The 19,454-nt window shown below is 49.1% G+C and carries 16 protein-coding genes and 1 pseudogene; all 17 read right to left on the reverse strand.

The window, feature by feature from the left end; translation table 11 throughout:
* Nucleotides 1-33: 33 nt before the first annotated feature.
* The gene (locus Q4563_RS13910) at nt 34-870 is read right to left on the reverse strand and encodes a TadE/TadG family type IV pilus assembly protein (protein WP_303604871.1); all 837 of its coding nucleotides are present in this window, start codon (nt 868-870) and stop codon (nt 34-36) included.
* Entirely contained in the window at nt 860-1,462 is a 603-nt protein-coding gene (locus Q4563_RS13915; protein WP_303604872.1) for a tetratricopeptide repeat protein, read from the reverse strand. Before Q4563_RS13915 ends, Q4563_RS13910 begins: the two co-directional genes overlap by 11 nt.
* The gene (locus Q4563_RS23635) at nt 1,447-1,758 is read right to left on the reverse strand and encodes a DUF192 domain-containing protein (RefSeq protein WP_442903759.1); all 312 of its coding nucleotides are present in this window, start codon (nt 1,756-1,758) and stop codon (nt 1,447-1,449) included. The genes Q4563_RS13915 and Q4563_RS23635 overlap by 16 nt, the downstream gene beginning before the upstream one ends.
* A gap of 35 nt (nt 1,759-1,793) precedes the next feature.
* Nucleotides 1,794-2,675, reverse strand: a complete 882-nt coding sequence (locus tag Q4563_RS13920) for a type II secretion system F family protein (RefSeq protein ID WP_303604873.1) — start codon at nt 2,673-2,675, stop codon at nt 1,794-1,796.
* A 9-nt stretch (nt 2,676-2,684) separates the two neighbouring features.
* A complete protein-coding gene (locus Q4563_RS13925; RefSeq protein ID WP_303604874.1) occupies nt 2,685-3,557 on the reverse strand; it encodes a type II secretion system F family protein in 873 nt (290 codons plus the stop codon).
* Nucleotides 3,554-5,230 (reverse strand): ATPase, T2SS/T4P/T4SS family, encoded by a 1,677-nt coding sequence (locus Q4563_RS13930; protein WP_303604875.1) that lies wholly within the window; start codon nt 5,228-5,230, stop codon nt 3,554-3,556. Before Q4563_RS13930 ends, Q4563_RS13925 begins: the two co-directional genes overlap by 4 nt.
* An 8-nt stretch (nt 5,231-5,238) precedes the next feature.
* On the reverse strand, nt 5,239-6,549 hold the full coding sequence (locus Q4563_RS13935; RefSeq protein WP_303604876.1) for a type II and III secretion system protein family protein: 1,311 nt from the start codon (nt 6,547-6,549) through the stop codon (nt 5,239-5,241).
* A gap of 16 nt (nt 6,550-6,565) precedes the next feature.
* Nucleotides 6,566-8,923 (reverse strand): Flp pilus assembly protein CpaB, encoded by a 2,358-nt coding sequence (gene cpaB, locus Q4563_RS13940; protein ID WP_303604877.1) that lies wholly within the window; start codon nt 8,921-8,923, stop codon nt 6,566-6,568.
* Between the two features lie 78 nt (nt 8,924-9,001).
* The gene (locus tag Q4563_RS13945; protein ID WP_303604878.1) at nt 9,002-10,048 is read right to left on the reverse strand and encodes a hypothetical protein; all 1,047 of its coding nucleotides are present in this window, start codon (nt 10,046-10,048) and stop codon (nt 9,002-9,004) included.
* 1 nt (nt 10,049) lies between these two features.
* Nucleotides 10,050-10,625, reverse strand: coding sequence for a hypothetical protein (locus tag Q4563_RS13950; protein WP_303604879.1), 576 nt, complete (start codon nt 10,623-10,625; stop codon nt 10,050-10,052).
* Nucleotides 10,626-10,710: 85 nt separating this feature from the next.
* The gene (locus tag Q4563_RS13955; RefSeq protein ID WP_303604880.1) at nt 10,711-11,712 is read right to left on the reverse strand and encodes a TadE family protein; all 1,002 of its coding nucleotides are present in this window, start codon (nt 11,710-11,712) and stop codon (nt 10,711-10,713) included.
* Nucleotides 11,709-13,841, reverse strand: coding sequence for a TadE/TadG family type IV pilus assembly protein (locus Q4563_RS13960; protein WP_303604881.1), 2,133 nt, complete (start codon nt 13,839-13,841; stop codon nt 11,709-11,711). Before Q4563_RS13960 ends, Q4563_RS13955 begins: the two co-directional genes overlap by 4 nt.
* 40 nt (nt 13,842-13,881) lie before the next feature.
* The gene (locus Q4563_RS13965; protein WP_303604882.1) at nt 13,882-14,136 is read right to left on the reverse strand and encodes a hypothetical protein; all 255 of its coding nucleotides are present in this window, start codon (nt 14,134-14,136) and stop codon (nt 13,882-13,884) included.
* Nucleotides 14,137-14,326: 190 nt separating this feature from the next.
* The gene (locus Q4563_RS13970) at nt 14,327-15,052 is read right to left on the reverse strand and encodes a response regulator transcription factor (RefSeq protein ID WP_303604883.1); all 726 of its coding nucleotides are present in this window, start codon (nt 15,050-15,052) and stop codon (nt 14,327-14,329) included.
* Entirely contained in the window at nt 15,042-17,876 is a 2,835-nt protein-coding gene (locus tag Q4563_RS13975; protein ID WP_303604884.1) for an ATP-binding protein, read from the reverse strand. Before Q4563_RS13975 ends, Q4563_RS13970 begins: the two co-directional genes overlap by 11 nt.
* A 77-nt stretch (nt 17,877-17,953) precedes the next feature.
* Entirely contained in the window at nt 17,954-19,006 is a 1,053-nt protein-coding gene (locus Q4563_RS13980) for a LacI family DNA-binding transcriptional regulator (protein WP_303604885.1), read from the reverse strand.
* A 166-nt stretch (nt 19,007-19,172) separates the two neighbouring features.
* Nucleotides 19,173-19,454 (reverse strand): annotated as a pseudogene (gene tuf / locus Q4563_RS13985) (elongation factor Tu); the annotation flags it as partial.

Consider the following 19,454-nt stretch of genomic DNA (forward strand, 5'->3'; position numbering starts at 1 on the left):
TCATATTCACTGCCCTGGGCTACCGCCCATCCCTTAAGGGCAGACCATTTTGGCACCATCACACATAAAACTTTCCATATCATCATCCGTGTCCTGCACGTAAGCCGGCGATTGCATGCGCACAATCGCCTCGGCAAACAACACAAATCCTTCATTGCCGGCCGCCCGATCTCCACATAACTCATTGTAACTAGCCGTGACGCCCGCCGCCGCATCCACTTCACCTCGGTTAGCATCGGCAAAGCGCGGATCATTAACCGTGTGGTACTGCCGGTAGCTGCCAGGTGCTTTACGATTATTTAATTCACTTAAACTGCCAATGATTTTATTCACCAACGGCACCATCAACTTATAACAATACTGCACTCGAATTTTTAACAGATTAGCGTCTTGTATGCTGGCACCATCGACTTGCCATGTGGGTCGATACATTAGGTTGTCATTGGGCATGGCTATATTGCTATCAATCGTTTCGCCAAATCCCGACAAGTCCAGCATAGCACTGGTGGGGTTGATACGAATAATTCGGGTATAAGCATCCACCTCAGAAACAGCATCGCGCCGTGTGCCGCCACTATCGATACCCGACGCTATATCGTCTTGCATGCCACCCAATGAGCTTGAATTGGTAAAAAGCGGGGCCATACCCCGAATTAAACCTCGCCGTAATGCGCTGTAAGTGGCGTGATTAGTTGCCCCAACCCGAGCCGCCTGAAAGGTCGCATAATTAAGAGTAGTTTTAGCGGAAAAAACAAACGCGATTTGAATAGCGCCAAAAATAAGCAACAACAGTACGGGAATAATGATCACGAACTCAATCATTGCCTGACCGCGGCTTTTGCCTTTCAGTGCCTGAGCTTTACTGCTCACGAGGCCCATCCACCGGATCAGCTTGTGGGCTCGCGTCACCCGAGTCTAGCTCACTGACAGCTGATTCACGACTGTTAGGTCTATCGCTGTGATTGGGGCCAGCTATGCCCGACATTGATGGCGCTGACGTTTTATCCCCGACAGAGCTGTTCTCGCTCGGTTTAGAGTTAAATGGCTGTAAAGCAGCATCCACTATTTTTTGCACACGTTGTGCCTGTGGATCACTTTTGGGCACATTCTCGTACATGTTCGTCACAGTTTGCGACAGTATTTGTGACTGCACATAAGCCATATTAATCCAGGCATTGGAGTAGGTATCATCAATGGCCAGGGCGGTTTGATATGCACTAACTGCATTGCTATAAGCACCGAGTTGGGCGTGACAATTACCCAGACGCAACCAAGAATGCAGACTTAACGGTAACTGTTCAACAAGCTGTTGGTATTGCAGTAATGCCTCATTAAATTGACCTGCCTGATACGCTAATTCGGCAGACTCCTGAAGCGCAAATACGGCTTTCGCTTTATCACCCCCCATGTTGGCACAACCACTCAACAGTGTGAGTAAACTTACCATTAACAATATTCGCATTGATCTCCTACCTGTAAATTCAAAGCTTGAGCGCCTCCGGCGGAAAACTCAATTACATAGGCCGCCGTCAGACATCCGCTAACACGCCAAGGCTTAAGCCTGGGAACCAACTTAACCACAACTCCTTGCCGATTGAGAAAAACAACGTCGATGGTATAACCCATAAAAAACGTATGCACCGATGAGCACGGTTTGATTTCTATGGCATATTGCGCCCTTGGCGCCTCTCGCCCGAGCAGCCCTCGCAATCGCAGCCAATAAGAATGGGCTAGCTGCAACCTAGTACAGCCTAACATTTCGCCATTGCGGAACCAGCGGGCCTTCTGTTCAATCAAAATGTTCCCTGCTCGATATACTTCACCACAATAGGGAACAATAGAATAATAAAGGTGAGCGGGAAAATAAAAATAACCAACGGAATAACCAATTTTACCGGGGCTTCCATGGCCATTTTTTCAGCGCGCTGAAAGCGCTCATTTAATCGGGTTTTGGCTTGTATCAGTAGAGTGTTTTTCATGCTGGAGCCCATTTTTTCCGCCTGAACCACTGCTCGCACAAACACCGAAATATCTTTTAAGTCCACTCGATCAGCCAAACGATTTAGGGCATCTCCCCGAGTTTGGCCCGAGCTGATATCACGCAAAACAATTCTAAACTCGTTACGCATTGCACCGCGCGGGCCTTTTTCAACGGCTTGCTTCAAGGCACCGGCGAAGTTCAAGCCGGCATCCACACACATGGTTAAATACTCAAGATACACCGGCAGCGAGCGAATTAACTCTCCATCGCGCTTGCGACGCGTATCTTTCACCCAGGCGATGGGAAGGTAGTAGCCGCCCACCGCCAACAACAAAAGCAGCAGCGGGTCGACCTTTCCCGAGCTTGCCAAAGCCATAAACCCCAACGCTGGCAGCAGCAGCGCCAGTACAACACGGGCAGAAATATATTCCTCCGCTGTCACCATAAAGCTCACGCCATTTTTTTGGAGTTCATTGTCTACTTTGGTTAAATAAGAGTTAGGTAAGTTACTGCCCAACACATAAGTAACCATTTTAATCAATGGCCAGATAGGCCGCATAAAGGCTGGTGGCTCGTCCATATAAGAGCGCTCTTCATCGGCCAACATATAGCTCAGAGAGGAGATCATATAAATCGCGGCGATAACACAAAGTGCTACGCTCAAACCAGCCCCCAACGCGATTAAATTATTCATCGGCTCACCTCAGCTATCAATACTGGTTATCTTACGGATAAAGGTAAAACCCATAATCTGCATAAACACCATGACGGCCAACACCATTAATCCTTCGCGGGTGGTGTAGAGTTTACGCATTGCCTCAGGCTCAAGAAAACTTAATAGCACAGCCAAAGCAATGGGCAACATCGCCATAAATGTTCCCTGCGCTCGCCCCTGCGCTGTTAAAGAGTCAATTTTTCCTTCCATAGTTTTTTTCCGGCGTAGAGTTTCGGCCATGCTTTGAATCGTTTCCACCAAATTACCACCGACTTCACGACTGATTCGTATAGCAGAGCTGGCCATAATAAAACTTTGCAATGGCAAGCGTTTTTCCAGCTCTATTAAGCTGTCTTCCAAGGTCACCCCCAGCCGCATACGCTTAACCAACAAACCAAACTCTTGGCTGGCCGGAGCTGGAGCCTGTTTAACCATATCAGTAAGTGCCATATTCATACTGGCGCCCGCCTGTAAACTACTGGCCAGCATCATAAATATATCGGGCAATTGTTCTTCGAATTTAGCCAGGCGTTTTTTGCGCATTCTCGCCCAAATTCCCCCGGGCACAATCAACAGCACAACAAAAACACCGGCAGTGATAACCCACAGTTGAAACAAGGCGTGCACACCAATCGGTATTAGGATCAGTGCCGCGACATTAATCATAAACAGCTGTGATGCATCCATAAAAATGAACATCTCAGCCAGCTCTTGATTAGCATTGGAGGTGAACTTACGACGATAGAAACTCATAAAATCGCCGGCTTCGCGCGCAACAGCCACAGCCAAACACATGGCCGCAACAAACACGAGAATCACGACCGCCGCCAAAGTTCCTATATCTGTTACGCTATCCATCATGATTTAAAAATACTCATATCGATATCCACACCCCGACTGCGCAACTCCTCATAGAAAGTCGGAACCATACCTGTGGCCTCGAAGTGCCCAACCACTCGTCCGTCACTGTCGAATCCTGTTTGCTTGTAGCGGAAAATATCGGTTAGCTGAATCGTATTACTCTCAATACCAGTAATTTCCGAAATACAGCTAACCCGGCGCGAGCCATCACCAAAGCGCGTCTGCTGAATCACAATATCCACAGCTGAGGCGACTTGCTCACGAATAGCGCTTACCGGCAAATCCATGCCTGCCATCAATACCATCACCTCAAGCCGACGCAACATATCGCGCGGCGAGTTGGCGTGCGCGGTGGTCAAAGAGCCATCGTGACCAGTGTTCATCGCCTGTAACATATCCAAAGCTTCACCACCTCGACACTCACCCACCACAATACGATCGGGGCGCATACGCAGGCAGTTTTTAACCAAATCGCGAATAGTTACTTGTCCTTTGCCTTCCATGTTCGCCGGACGCGCTTCCAGTGACACCACGTGAGGCTGAACCAAACGCAGCTCGGCTGCATCCTCGACTGTTACCACACGCTCTTCAACCGGAATAAAGTTAGATAAGATATTCAAAAGTGTTGTTTTACCCGAACCAGTACCCCCTGACACGACAATGTTAGAGCGCTGCTCCACACAGGTGCGCATAAAGGTCACCATAGCCTCATTAGTTGAGCCATAGCGAATTAAATCGCGATCGGTGAGCTTTTGATCAGAGAACTTACGAATGGTGATGCAAGGGCCGCGTAAGGCCAAGGGTGGAATAATGGCATTCACTCGTGACCCATCCCGCAAACGCGCATCCACCATAGGCGAACTTTCATCAATACGCCGCCCCAAAGGGGAGACAATACGCTCAATGGTTGCCATCACCGCTTCGTCACTGGTAAAAGACACTGGGGATTTAATCAAACGACCAGATTTTTCAATGTAGATGTCATTAAAGGCATTAACCATTACCTCGGTCACGTCTGAGTCATCCAGCAATTGCTCCAGCGCTCCCAAACCAACGGTTTCATCGAGTACAATTTTTTTCAAACGATTGCGATCAATGCCCGGCGGCAACTTGTGCCCCACGGCTTGTAAAACAGTATCGATTAAACCACCAAGCTCCGCACGCATTTGATCGTGGTCTAGGGTGTCGGTTTGCATGCGCTTAAGGTCCATCTGGCGCACCAGTTCCTTATGCACATACTTGGCCCAAACCATATAATCATCGCGTAACTTGTCACTTTGCTCGACGATAGTGGCAGCTGAGTCAGAAGAGCTAACAACTTGAGAGTCATCACTATCGGTTTTTAACTCGGTAACGAAGCTTTCCGCTTCCTGATCCGGGCTGTGATCGGTAATATTGGCCTTAAATCCACCAAATTCGATATTATCACTGCTCGATAGCGGACCGTAACGTTCAATAGTTTCACCATTAACACTCACCCCTGCACCGCGGCTGATATCTATTACAAACACACCGGCCAATTCTTTTTCAAACCGCAAATGCTTGGGGGCAACTTTCCAACCGCGCACGCGTAGTATCACATCCCTTGAGCGGCCAATCTCACACGAATCAGCCCCACAGCGCACCGCATCTTGCCACTTACCGTCTTTGCTACTAACCGTTATTTCAAACACAGGCCACCCTAATCTATTAAACCGTTGCGCATATAATCTTCATGTTCAGTTTTGTATTGTTCTACGCGCTCTAACATTTTTTGATTCTGGCCCGTATTCAGATCATCCATGATGTGAGGGGTCAGAAATATCACCATTTCTGTTTCGCCACCGGTAAAGCTTTTTGATTGAAATAGTTTCCCTAAAATGGGAATATCAGCCAGCCATTTCACTTTATTTAAAGTCGCCTGCTCATCTCGAGTAATCAGGCCAGATAAGACTAAGGTTTCACCTTCTTTTAATTTAATGTCGTTGCTGGTGGAACGCTTCTTAAAGGCCGGCTGCCCGTCCACCGCTTGCGCCAAGTCTAACTGACTAATTGACACATCCACTCGAGCGGAAATATTTCCGTACATGTCGAGTTTGGGCATCAAATTCAAAAGCACGCCATAATCTTTGTACTCAACACTGCTACCACTCAGTGAACTAGTAATCACAGGCACTTCACCGCCAACTGTAAGCCCAGCCTCGCCCCCGCTGCGAGCACTCAATCGAGGAGAAGATAGCACTAACGCAGAACCTGTCTGTTCAAGCAGATCAATCATCGAGGTGATTTCAGAGGCGATACCAAACAAAACACCGCGGGTGCCAGTTTCATACACATAACCTGCGGGCAAATCCTCTTCCGACCACTGCGCGATGGAAGCGCCAGCCGCCTGCCAGGTTTTTCCGTATCGCAAACTGGGGCCGACAAAACTTTTTTGCCAATTGATGCCAAGCTCTTCGGTTTTACTGCGATCGAACTCTGCGATTTGCACATCAAAAAAAATCATCTTTTGTTCGAACTCGTTTAACACACGAGCCATAACAATTAAATCTTCATACAGCCCCCGAACAATATCGACCTTATCCATATCGCGCGCGTCCAACAAACCATCAATAACGGTATGTCGGCCGACGCTTTTAATTTCAATGCCGGGAACATTTCCTAATAGTTGTTTAATTTCTTTTAGCTCTCGCCGACTGCTATGAGCCTCCACCACTGACAACGACATGGATTCACGTGTCTCATCGGCAAACCAGACCTGCATATTGGTTTCACCAACTGTGTTTGCGGTTAACACCACCTCGCCATTTTTTAATAATGTTGAGCTAACCATTGATGATAGGCCGACAGAAATGCGCACCGCGTTGGGCGCCTCTATAACTCTTGACTCACCTGAGTAAAGCGTTAATGACTCCGGTAATACTCGCGCGCTCGCGTTTATCGCCAGCAATAGCGCGGCAACGCCCCCCAAAAAAACTCGAACATTCATAGCCTTAAAATCCATTGTTTTCATTTTAGGTTGCTCCGCCTTACTGCAGACGAATACGGCGAACAGGGACGATCCCCTCTTCACTGTTACCGCCAGAGATAAACTCGATATAATCGACTTCACGTGTAATTTTTGTAGAATTATCCGCACGCATTTCGGCAGTCACTTGGCCCCGACTCTCCGTTGTGACCGTAACGCCATCAGCAATCACATTGCCCTTGGCGTCCAGCACCTGACCATCCACAACTCGACCTATCACATTGCCGTCGGCATCCACTACCTGCCCATCGACAAACCGTCCGATGACATTGCCATCGGCATCGCGTACAACCTGTGTTTGCTCATCGAGCTCTTGCCCATCGGCACCCAACACTGCGTTTTCGACCGTGCCGAGAACTTGCCCATCGGCGCCAACAGCCGTGCCATCGGCATTAACATGCCCGACGATATTGCCGCTCGCATCCACCACAGCTTTTTCCACTTTACCTAATATCTCTCCATTTGTTCCGGTAACGGAGCCGTCTGCATTGACCGTTCCAATCACATTGCCTTCTGTATCCACGACCTGACCATTGACCACACGACCAATGACATTACCATTAGCATCGCGCACCACCTCTTCAACTTTACCTACAATATTGCCACTGGCATCGCGCACCACCTCGACAACCTCGCCCAGCACTTCACCGTTCTCACCCATCATTATTTTTTCGGCGCGGCCGATTACCTCGCCGTCCAAGCCAACTGCGCGGCCACTCGCATCAACGGTTCCAACGACATTTCCATTTTTATCAAGCACTGCTTTTTCTACTATACCCAGCACCTTCCCATCGTTGCCTGTTACAGAGCCATCCGCATTTACTTTGCCGATTACCTTGCCGTCGGTATCGACAAGCTTACCGTTAACAACACGGCCGATAACTTTGCCATTGGCGTCACGCACCACTTCCTGAATTTCTCCTATTACGCGACCGCTGGAATCCCTAACGACTTCTTTGACTTGCCCTACAACATTACCATCGCGGTCCACTACAGCCTCTTCGACCACACCAAGAGATTCACCACTCAGGCCGATGGCGTTGCCACTTTTATCGACGCGGCCGATGACTTTGCCACTTTTATCGACGATTTTTCCATCAACCACTCGACCAATGATCTTGCCGTTTTTATCCCGTACGATTCTCGCCACTTCTGAGCGACCTTGCGGTATAGCAGAATCACGCAAATCGACCACGTTGCCTTGTGCATCGAGCGCTACATTTTTTTGCACAGTGCCAATTTCTTCACCATCCAGGCCAATGGCCCGGCCGGATTTATCGACTCGGCCAATAACATTGCCATCGCGATCCATAATTTGACCATCGACAACTTTACCAATTACGTTGCCATTGGCATCGCGTACAACGTCTGCTCGCTCACGTACTCGTAGCATGGGGTCGTCTTCACTGATATTTTCCACAATTGTTCCAAGTGTCTTACCGTCGAAACCAACTGCCTTGCCATCGACAACTTTACCGACAATGTTGCCATTAGCATCGACTATATTATCCCCCACGATCTTACCGATAGGGTTGCCGTTTTCATCTAGCACTACATCGAAATGTGGCTCGCTTTCAGGAGCAAGCAATATATCGGCCCGCAAGAAATCGTATTCGGCCATGCTGGTATCTTTAGGGTGACGTAAAACGGCAAAAATGCTGCCGGTTTTCTCGGCCAGTTGCATCCGCGCCACCTGACGCGGCGTCAGGCTAACGGTAATAATCGTGAAGTCCATATTGAAACCATCGGCCGAATTTTGCTGGCGCGAACGCTCATAGCGCCGCCCGGTAAAATCTTCGCGTCCAGCAGACAGAACAATCACACTTTCTAAGACCGGCATAACCACTTGGTTAATCTCTTGATCACCCCCGCCGAAACCAAGATTCTCTAAGTCAAACTCCCCCATTAAGTCAATATGATCGCCCGGCCTTAACAGTCCATCGAATGAGTCAATCTTATTTACTTTTACGCTAAATGCACGTCGCCCAAGATCAATATTCTCAGAGAAAGTTTCAGACTTAGTGCCGGTGATAGCATCCATTGTGATAATTCGCCCAGCGCGCATGGGCGAGGCAATAGTTCGATTGAGAATAGACTTGTATTCAGATGCCGGAACATAGTTTGTAGGCAAGAACTTGGTGGGAACGGTTAACTTGCCAATGGCATCGACCGTAATGCTGTCACCTTTATTCAAATTGCGTTTAGGCACCACTACGGCAATGGTTTCTACCCGCTCGGGCTGATTTGCTCTGCGATATCTCTCTTCAACTGATTTTAGATAGTACACAGTTAAGAAGGCAGCCACTACACCGCAGACCACGGCAATCATAAAGAGGCGCGAGCCAGACATTTGTTTCATCGTTTTCCCCAAGTTTCTTTTATGTCGAGTGCTAAGTGACCGTAACTAGCGGATTCGACAATTAGTTCTTAATGACTTTTATGGTTCAGCAATCACCCGGTTTGATGGGCAATCATTGGGAGAGGGATCCTCTCCATTAAAATATACCTGCTCTACATACTGTTCAGCATCAAGCGTTCCAAACCAAGCAGAATCATCCTGATTTGGCTCCAAAATTAAACTCATTTGCTCTGCATAGAACTCTTCTTCACTAAGATCTGGGTCAATACCGCTATCCCACCCATTAAGCATGACAGCGCAAAAAGAGGCACCCCCCAAATCCACGTATACAACTTCGCCCTCAGGCTGTATTCCATCTGGGTTGAAGGCCGACTCGGGCGTACTGGTAAAGCCATAATAGAAACCATCAACAATACGGCCCTCAGGCTGAGAGGCACCATCGCGATCAATGATTTTATACGTCGCTTCGGTGCAATTACTGGACACATCAACCGCTTCGTATTGAGCGGCATCGTAAAATTTTCCGTCGGCCTGACTTTCATAACCAAAACCCAACACTTTAGCGGGGTCACCACAATCAGTAACCGCAGTGCGCTGCAATACATTACCCTCGGCATCGACCACAAGCTCGTCTACACTGGCGTTCGATGTAGCGCCATCGTTTGCGGTAAAGGTGCCGTCGGCATAAGTACCAACCACTTCACCGTTTTGAGTCACAATACCGCTATCGACATCCAACTCACCGAAGTTGTTAATGCCGCCATTACCACTCACCATGGATACATCCGAAATAGCAGCAACAGGTTGGCCGCCCGTATCCCCATCACCGGCACTGCCTCCGCTTCCGTTGCTTTCACCTGGGCCACTGCCACCGTTGTCGCCACTATTTTCAGCGACCTCATAATCTTCGGCGTACTCATGAACCGCAGCGATAGAGGCTGAGTAACCGTCGTAATTGTCGTGCATAACCGTCAGTAAATATTCGATACAATCTTCATACTCATTCGGACAAGCACCGCGATTGGCAACCAGCAAACCGCCTACGAGTGCCGCCATTACCACGGTATATTCGGCCATCGACTGTCCGATTTGGCACCACATTCCGGAACGTTTGGTACTGGCCATATCAGTTGACCTCAACCTCGTTAACAAGAATTTGAGTAGCATCACCGGCTGGCATAATCACAATATTGTTTTCATCCAACCCCTTGCGGAACACCAAAACAACGCCGCCCCCCTCGGCAAAACGTTGATCCAGGCCCCAGCCATCGGTGGTCATCTCTGTTTGGTAAAAGCTCGCCACCTCAGGCACGCTTTGCTCACTGGTAATCACCGTTACCCGGCCTTTTTTTGGACCGTCATCGGTGAGTAAATCCGACACTACAGTGCCACCAGAGGGCTTAATTACGCCTTGCCCTAATGGGGCACCAGCACCCTCAGTAGGCACTTCACTGATCAGCAGCCGACCAAAAGCGTTGCCACCGGTATCACCGTACTGCACGGTAAAAAAACATTCGTCTTCTAAAGTGCCTATTTGTTGCCAGGGGCCGAACCGACTTTCGGAGTAGGCATCCTTCCAGCGCCGGCGATAAAAGCTCGCCAGATCTTCACCCGACACATTGGCACTAAAAGAACGCACAGTCATAGGGCGAGAGTTGTATTGAGCGTTGTCCATCAACCCACTGACTCGCATTTCCAACATAGTAGGGAAGTCGGAAAAATCACAACTTGCCCACCCCAATGGGGATGCTGCAACAAGCCAACAGGCACAGAGATGCTTAAGCGTTCTAGTCATCGTAGTAGCAGTGTCCATCGTCACAGGTGATCTCTTCGGTGGGCATGGGTTCTACTTGCATTTCCCCAAAATCCAAACGATATATAGCACTCTGTGCAGGGCCAGCCTCTAAGAGGCTGGCCGCGGTTTTAAATGCATCAAATAATACGTTATCAAATACGGTACTGGGCACAAAGTTATCTACCCGATCTTGATAATAGTCCACGCTCTGAGCATTCCAGCCATCGGCCAAAATCGCCGAGTTGGAGACAAAACGTCCATCCCATTGTTGAAATATCGCATCTTCAATACCGCTGCCCCAGGCGCCACTGTTTCTATCCCACTCACCATTGCCACCACCTTTGGCATTACCGGCATTAAGCGTGGTGCGCACGCTGGGCTTATAGTAACCACTGCGGTTGTAATCCAGTTTGAGCAAGTCCTCATTACCCCCCCCCACCAGATTGAGCATAAACTCAAGTGGTGTGGTAATGGCTTCCAATCCGTCACCTAAAAAATCAATCACATCGTAAGCCACGCTAGGGGTCTTTTCTTCGCTCAAGTCGAACACTTCGACCTGCCCCAGCATTGGTTGACCTGATTGATGGTAGGTCCACAATGAACTCTCGGTACCGGCGGCACCTGGGCCGGAAATGTCAACGGAGCTAATAGGAACAATATCAGCTCCGCCTTGACCGTAGAAAAAACGCGAGGCAACGGAGTTTTGCAAGGCCGCGTCATCACGCAGAGCAACGCTTTCAAATTCATCGGCGCTAATCACAAAATCTCCCGTATTGGCATCGCCACTACCCGAGTTCCAAGCCCCCATACTCTCCAACCAAACCGTGCGCTCCCAAGCAGCGTAGCGCGAGGCCTGCTGAGTCGTCATTTTCATGTCAATAATTTTGCCAAAGGTGGGCACAATGACGAACAACACCATAAAAATAAACGCCACGCTGACTACAAATTCGGTCATGGCTTGACCATTGTGTTTCTGATGCATTAAAGAGCTCATGGCAGAAACTCCTCCAGTTCAACGATAATTTCATCTACCGCGGCATCTTTCACTTGGGTTGCACCATCTCGAACGGGGTCTTCTATTAAATCTCCCCAAGGCGATTCAACTTGATCCATCATAAACTCTACACCAGCATCCACCAGTCGATCACCAACTGCGCGCAACAACCAATCCACCATGTCCACTGCGCTGTTACCAAGGCCGGCAAACATTTCTTCAAAATCAACTTCTCCGGTAGCCAGCAATATGGCAATAGCACTGGGTTCACGCAGACGCGCGTCCCAAAATGGACTAAACAAACTGGCGGGCTCGGCACTGCCATCACTTAAGGTTTGCATAGGGTTGGCAAAATAGGTTTCGGCGGAGCTGATAGTCATCATTGGCCGATCATCGTTCCAGATAAACTGCTGGTAATTAGCGGCCAAGTCATCACCCTCAGCACGTGAGCGAGTCTGGACATCAAAGTTAGTGTACTGAATCTCGCCACTATTCCACTGCGCATCATCGGAGTTAACTCCGATACTGTCATGATCAGAAGTCTCTATGTCATCTAGGCTTTTGGCCAATGCAGTGGTGAATTCATAACCTACCCCAGATTCCTGAAAACTTCCCCCCAAACTGAAAAAGGCGGGCGGGCCGGCGTAGGTATCGGTCACATCAAGCGTAGTGTTTGCTCCGTACATGCCGGGCAAAAGCGTTGGCGATATCTGCCCCCAATTTAATGTCAGCGCATGAAAACCATCCAAAGCGCCGTTGTTGTCTGCCGAATCATCGCCACCAAACTTGCCTGTATCGTTATTAAACGGCCGACCCCAATCGGTTAAAAACTCCTTCGCGTGAGAGTCATCCGCCACCACTTGATGGGTAGCACCCGCGAGAGGAAAACCCGCGGACAAGAAAAAATCAAAATCTAACAACACCCAAGAGTTACAGCCCACAATCGGCAAGCACAGCTCGACCTCAACATAAAGACCAATATCAAACTCCAGACCAAAGGACAGCACATCAATTGCCGACCAATTGATTTTGGCAATATCTTGATCCGACTCTATAGCGGAATTGGACATATACACCGTACCGCCATCGTTTTTAAAACCAGCGCCGACGGCGAAATCCAAATCTATGGTTAAGGTCACAATACCAAGGGGTAAAGTAATCTCGGGAATAAGATCGGGGATGTTCGCCCAAAGCTGCCAGTGCCGATCTTCGGTAAAGCTGGCCCGGTTGCGATTCACTATCGCCATATAACGCTGGTAGGCTTCCACCGCATTGGCTTCGGCCTGGTCGCCGGTATTGACGTTGGCGTCAGCACCATCGCTGCTGTTACTGTCGCGGCGCTTCGACAGGCCCGGGCTGTTGGCATTAATCATATTTTCCAACTCGCCTACCTGGCCGCCCAAAAAATCACTGGTAAGGTCAGTGGCATCGGCCGACCAGTCTTGATCAGCCGTGGCATTCTCCACCAAGTTAGCTAAATTAGTGGGGCTAAAATTCTCGCCAAAATAGGTTAATAGCGCATTTTGGGTGAAAAAATACCACCCGATAACGGGGATATACATCTCCGGGTTATCGGGGTCATCTTCGTGGTCCTCCACGACCCCCATGCCCACCTCCACCTGAGAGGCCAAGGTCGCCAAGGCGAACATGTTCTGAAACACTCCGATAGTGCTATTAAAGTAAGACACCACCGTAGGCCACCTTTCCACCATCGGCTTGGCCGTTGAGGCGACCACTGAACCCATAGCTTGGTAGGGTGATGTCACCGTATTCAGAACATCGGTAAAGGTGGCAGGAGAAGGCGGCGCCACTGGAAAACGATACAGCGGAAAACTGGTAAACGAGCCCACTTGTTGATAGTGTTTGGCCCAAGAAAGTAAAGAAACCATCTGGCCGATGGAGACTTCGTTAGCCACCATGGCGCGGTTGGTGTAAGCAGCAAAATTTTGATTGCGAGCTGCAAGCTTAGCCTGCGAATAGACAGTCGCATCCGCTGCGTTTTCCAGCTGCATACGATTGGTCACCAGCTGACCCTGGTTGTACAGAATCAGCAGTGCCATAACGACGACAGCGAGAAAGAGCAGGCCAAATATAAAAGCCTGCCCTCTATCCGACTTGAGGGAGTTCATCTATGAACAGAGGCGAGCTTCCGAAGAAGCAGGCTCCCTATTATTCTTCTTGTTGAAAGTCGGACAAACCGTATGTGGTATTTGTACCTTCCGTTTTTGCTGTCTCACCCGCCGTGTTACCGGAGTTCGCAGTGTCACCACCGCCGAGCTCTGCGGCCATATCGCCAACCTGGCCACGAACAGTGTCACCAAACAGGTTGTAAACTGTAATGGCTGCAATAGCGATCAGCGCCACGATAATGATGTACTCGGTCATGCCCTGGCCGAGCTGCTTTATTTTTTGTTGCATTTTCATAGTTTTTCTCCGAATTAAGTGCCTGAACGCCCACCCCCTAGCTATGCAAGCGCTCGCTACTGTGAGTTCACCCCCACTTAGCTATATTAGACTAACAGAATTAATGTGACAGAATTGGCAAATAAATCAGAGCAATTGCAACAAATGTAATAAATTATTACATTTTTAAATCAAAGGTCGATGATTCTTTTTATATCTCCTGAGCATTTAAGATATAACCCTTACCGTATTGGGCGCTAATTAGATTCCCCCCATCGGGTACAATTTTTTTAAGTTTACTGCGAAGTCGGCCAATAAGCACATCAAGCGTACGATCAAATGGCATCCAGTCAATTTTACCCAACGCACGCATTAAGTCATCGCGCTTAACCGAAGCCCCCGCACGGTCACACAAAGCTCGCAGGACTACTGTCTCGTTGTGACTTAGGGAGAGTACGGTCTGGCCGCTCAAGCGCTGGGTTGCACTGTCAAAGCACCAGCCGGAAAATTGATATTGTCGCCGATTCGCCTGCGGGTTATCGACGCTTAATTGTTTGATTTGGTCCACGCGACGCAGCAATGCTTTGGCTCCGGCGATCATTTCGCGCATCGGCAACGGCTTGGAATAGTAAGCATCGGCCCCGGCCTCCAACCCCACGATCCGCTCGATAGGGTCGTCAATGGCGGTGGTGAATATGACGCCTGCCGGGAATTTTGCCCGTATTTCCCGGCACAGACTCAAGCCATCCCCTCCAGGCAGGCGAATATCCAAAAAGATTAAATCGTAATCTTGCTGCGCCACCTGTGTTAATACGGACTCCACCCCCGGCAATGCGTCCACCTGCCAACCCTGTTCCTGCAGGTATCCCATTAAAAGGCTGCGTGCGGTTAATTCGTCCTCAACCACTAGCACCTTGGGGATCTTGTTACTGATCATGTCGGCTCTCCAGCCCCATTCGCATTTGCTCGTAGGATGTAGTAATTAGATTATCGAGATTCGTTAAGACGCTAAAAGCGCGCGTAGGCTCTGACTCGACATGATGAGCAATATTTGCAACACTGATCATACCGACCGACTTGGCCGCACTTTTTATTTTGTGGGCAACATCGCGAATGTCCGTGAACCTGCCTTGCCCCAATGCCACCTCTAGAGCATTACTATACTCGCGCAGTGACAACCGAGCATCTTCGAGTAAAGTTTCAGCGCGGTGGCGGCCCAGATCATTAACAATGCCTTGCCAGAGTCGTCGATCCACCAGTAAATTACCGGCCTCCTGCCCTAAATCATTATGCAAAAAGAAGGTGTCCGTCGCCTCCCTTCCCTTTTCGGCCCGAGATAACACCATTTGCAAATGGAATTTGTCTACCGGTTTCTCCATCACATAATCAAAATTCGCCTTGCGATATTGCGCTATATCACTTTCGCTAGTGTTTGCAGTCAGTGCTACATAAATCGTCTGCCTACCTTCATTTATTGACCGAGAGCGCTCAACCAACTCCAAGCCACTCATATCCGGCAAGCGAATATCAAACAGGCACAATTGAAAATGCTCTTGCTGCAGCCAACTTAAGGCTTCAACTGGATGTGAAGTGGCACGCACCTTATGCCCCTCCGACCTCAACAGCTGCGCCACAATCGCTCGATTGACTCGGTCATCCTCTACCACTAACACATTGAGTGCCTGCTCGGTGCGATACACAGCCCGGGTAGGCGCCTCAAGGTCACGACAATTCTCAACACGCTCAAGCGGCAATACCACCGTAAAACGTGTACCCTCTCGAGGAACACTCTGCAATCGAATACTGCCCTTCAAATCGAGCACTAATTTTCGAGTAATAGCCAACCCCAATCCAACACCTGGATTTTCTGGCTCTGGGTTCAGCTGTACGTATTCTGCAAAAACCTGTTCCTGCTCTGCAGGCTCAATCCCAATCCCCGTATCACTGACGTCAATTTGTAGCTGAACAACCTGCTTTTGTGCATGAGAAACTTTCACGCTCACAATCACACCACCTTGGGCTGTGAATTTGATGGCATTACTCAGTAAATTACTGACAATTTGACGAATTCGCAGAGGGTGACTATTAACCCACAGGGGTGTGTCCAGGTCTGTTTTTATTTCGAGCGCCAGACCTTTTTCCTGGGCCACCGTTCGCATAATGTCGATTGTTGAGTACAGCAGTTCAAGCACATCAAACCGTATTCTTTTGCTCGCTTGCATATGCCCTGAGCCACTGGCACTGAGTGACTCACGCACCACCGCTAAAAGAGATTCGCCAGCATCAATGGCATGGCGAATAAGGGTCGGTTGATTTGCTCCCTCCCGGCCAACAAGTCGCATAGTGCCAATAAGACCGGAAAGAGGGGTGCGTATTTCATGGCTAAGTTCAGCCATAAACTCACTGCGCTTTTGCGCCAACTCTAAAGCGTGTCGACGCGCTTGATCCAGCTCTTCCAGTCGGCGCTGCAATTCAAAGGTTCTGGCATCGACCGCATCTTGCAACAATGCTTTTTGTTTAGACTCAATGGACAGGAGCTGGTTAAGCCTCTGCCCCAAAAAAATAATGCTGGTCAACGCCACGAAAATATACACCCAGGGCGTCAGCTGAACTGCAGTAACCTGGCGATAATAAAGTACCTCATTGACGAATAGAAGTGCAATTACCCCACCCAAAAAGCTGACAAGCCCACTCCAAGGTCGACGGCGCCAAACGATTAAGATCAAGCAGCCAATAAAGTACAAAATATAAAGAACGCAGATAGCCTCAAACGGGTCTCGCAGCAACGTAAACCAGCGCGCGCTTGTTACAGAAGCAAATAATGATGCCCCCACCCCCAACCACCAAAAACCTCGTATAAATCTGTAATTGATATCGCGGGGAAAAAGCGCCTGAATAAACAATATATAGGCCGAAATACACAGAAACATTCCATAGTATTCGGCGCGCAAAAGCCACAATGTCGAAAATTCAGGAAAGATATAATAAATTAATTTCTCGGTGCCAAAAATACGCACTGAGTACCAAAACAACCCTGCACCCAAGTAAAGATATTCGCGTCCAGCATGGGCATGACTCCACATAACAAGTAAATAAATCGCCAAGGTGAGAGTCGATGACATCAGAAAAATGCCTCGCAGTACTCGCCATTTTTCGGCGCTAACTAAGGCATCCCAATCATCGATAACGATAGGGTGATGCATGCCCCCATCGACATGATGAAAACTCGATATTTGCACCACTACTTGTAAATGGCGGCCAATATTTGGCCTCAATTTAACCTGTTTGATTTCATCGCGCGGCACTTCACTCGCTGCACTTTCTCCTGGCTGCCCTGCGGCCAAGACCAGTTCGCCATTAATCCATACTTGGGCAGCTCGATATAACGTTGGTAACCTAAGACCTAAATTTTGAGGGGCTTGAGCAAAATGTATATCGACAGCATAGGTAGCGTACCCCTGGCCAGGTAAAGGCTCTGTACCGTGATTGGAGTCATGCCAGCGGGCAGGTAACCATGCGAGTTGGTAGTCATCGTGAAGTTGGGCGGGGGTTAATAGTTCTTGCCAGTAGAAACGCCACTCCCCTCTTAGCACTATGCGAGAAGCCTGGTCCGCGCCCACCTCCAGCTGCCCATTACGCACTTCAGCCACTACTGGCAATTGGGTCGCCCGCTGCTGCAATACCGTGTAGGCAATCAATGTTAGCAATACAATGAAAGCCAACACCGTCGGGGAAAAAAACCTATTAATCAGCTCGCGCATGTATCTTTATTGCCGGATGGTTTTATAGCGAAAGCTTACCCCGCTCTCGAAGCAACTGCGATCTGCGCCTGAGCGCTCTACTGTTTGTCCGCCGCTCGGGTAGACCCTCGAACAACGATAGAGTGCGGCAAAATATCGCGCTTATTCAGCTCAATACCCAGCATTTGATCCGCCTTAATAGCCTCAATCAATAGATTGACCGAATCTACAGACATATCATCAATAGGCTGCCTCACCGTTGTTAAGGGTGGCCAGACCGAGCGGGCAATGGATGTATCGTCGAAGCCAGCAACGGCAATATCCTCGGGCACGCGCAAACCGCGCTTGTGTACCGAGGCGAGTACCGCACTGGCCATATCATCATTACTGGCAAAAATAGCGGTTACCTTGCGCCCGGAATCTAATATCTCCTCGCAGGCCTGCATACCACCACTAAAGTTAAAATCCCCTTCAGCGACGACCGCATCGGCCAGAGGGATGTCGTGTGCCGCCAAGGCATCGCTAAAGCCGCGAAAGCGATTAGCCGCAACCCCTTGATGGCTATCACCTTTAATAAAGCCGATATGTCTGTGGCCTTCATCGATCAGGTGCTCCGTCATATCGAAGGTAGCCTGGTAGTCGTCGATTGAGACATAAGCCGAGCGATCTAACTCTAAGCCAGGCCCCACTCGCACATAACGCATACCCGCAGCCTCCAGACCATCAAGTAATGGTAAGTACTCACTTAGTGGCGGCGGTACAATAACACCATCGAGCATATAGCGATTGGAAAGCTCTTCAATAATACTCTCGACATTTTCTTCGCCAAAGGAGCAAGGCTCTAGGACTAAGTGATAACCCAACTCGTTACAGCGTTTTAATACGCCAATCAGATATTGGCTGATATAGCTGCCCAAAGAGTTATCGTAGAAAAAACCCAAAAGATAGGATTGCGAGCCAGACAAGCTGCGGGCCGAAACATTAAGCCGGTAATTGAGTGTTTTAACTGCCTCCATAACCCGCTCTTGGGTCTGCTCAGAGACTTTATCGTTATTTAAGACACGTGACACTGTCATTATGGATACGCCTGCCATGGCGGCGACGTCTTTCATTGTGACTTTTTTGTGCTTGGTGGTCTGCTCTTTACTCATTCAGTCTGACTTCCAGCGGTGAATAGGCGTGCTCTGATGGCACTTGTTCTGACATTATTGGCCTTGTATTGATAACACAATTACCCGAAAAACGCTATTCTCCCACCAAAGAGTAAAAAAAAGGCCGCTTGAAAGCGGCCTTTTGACATCAACTTATCCGAAGGGATTAGTCGATGATTTTGGCAACAACACCGGCACCAACGGTACGACCACCTTCGCGAACCGCGAAGCGCAGACCGTCTTCCATCGCTACTGGGTGGATCAGGGTAACAACCATTTGGATGTTATCGCCTGGCATTACCATTTCAACGCCTTCAGGCAGCTCACAAGCACCCGTTACGTCAGTGGTACGGAAGTAAAACTGCGGACGATAGCCTTTAAAGAATGGCGTGTGACGACCACCTTCTTCTTTGCTCAGTACGTAAACTTCGCCTTCGAACTTGGTGTG

It is taken from the genome of Gilvimarinus sp. 1_MG-2023 (assembly GCF_030548285.1).

Excerpts from the sequence above, each read along its gene's own strand:
- Q4563_RS13915 (WP_303604872.1), bottom strand. The coding sequence starts at position 1,462 with ATGCGAATATTGTTAATGGTAAGTTTACTCACACTGTTGAGTGGTTGT.
- Q4563_RS23635 (WP_442903759.1), bottom strand. The coding sequence starts at position 1,758 with ATGTTAGGCTGTACTAGGTTGCAGCTAGCCCATTCTTATTGGCTGCGA.
- Q4563_RS13920 (WP_303604873.1), bottom strand. The coding sequence starts at position 2,675 with ATGAATAATTTAATCGCGTTGGGGGCTGGTTTGAGCGTAGCACTTTGT.
- Q4563_RS13925 (WP_303604874.1), bottom strand. The coding sequence starts at position 3,557 with ATGATGGATAGCGTAACAGATATAGGAACTTTGGCGGCGGTCGTGATT.
- Q4563_RS13935 (WP_303604876.1), bottom strand. The coding sequence starts at position 6,549 with ATGAAAACAATGGATTTTAAGGCTATGAATGTTCGAGTTTTTTTGGGG.
- cpaB (WP_303604877.1), bottom strand. The coding sequence starts at position 8,923 with ATGAAACAAATGTCTGGCTCGCGCCTCTTTATGATTGCCGTGGTCTGC.
- Q4563_RS13945 (WP_303604878.1), bottom strand. The coding sequence starts at position 10,048 with ATGGCCAGTACCAAACGTTCCGGAATGTGGTGCCAAATCGGACAGTCG.
- Q4563_RS13950 (WP_303604879.1), bottom strand. The coding sequence starts at position 10,625 with ATGTTGGAAATGCGAGTCAGTGGGTTGATGGACAACGCTCAATACAAC.
- Q4563_RS13955 (WP_303604880.1), bottom strand. The coding sequence starts at position 11,712 with ATGAGCTCTTTAATGCATCAGAAACACAATGGTCAAGCCATGACCGAA.
- Q4563_RS13960 (WP_303604881.1), bottom strand. The coding sequence starts at position 13,841 with ATGAACTCCCTCAAGTCGGATAGAGGGCAGGCTTTTATATTTGGCCTG.
- Q4563_RS13965 (WP_303604882.1), bottom strand. The coding sequence starts at position 14,136 with ATGAAAATGCAACAAAAAATAAAGCAGCTCGGCCAGGGCATGACCGAG.
- Q4563_RS13970 (WP_303604883.1), bottom strand. The coding sequence starts at position 15,052 with ATGATCAGTAACAAGATCCCCAAGGTGCTAGTGGTTGAGGACGAATTA.
- Q4563_RS13975 (WP_303604884.1), bottom strand. The coding sequence starts at position 17,876 with ATGCGCGAGCTGATTAATAGGTTTTTTTCCCCGACGGTGTTGGCTTTC.
- Q4563_RS13980 (WP_303604885.1), bottom strand. The coding sequence starts at position 19,006 with ATGAGTAAAGAGCAGACCACCAAGCACAAAAAAGTCACAATGAAAGAC.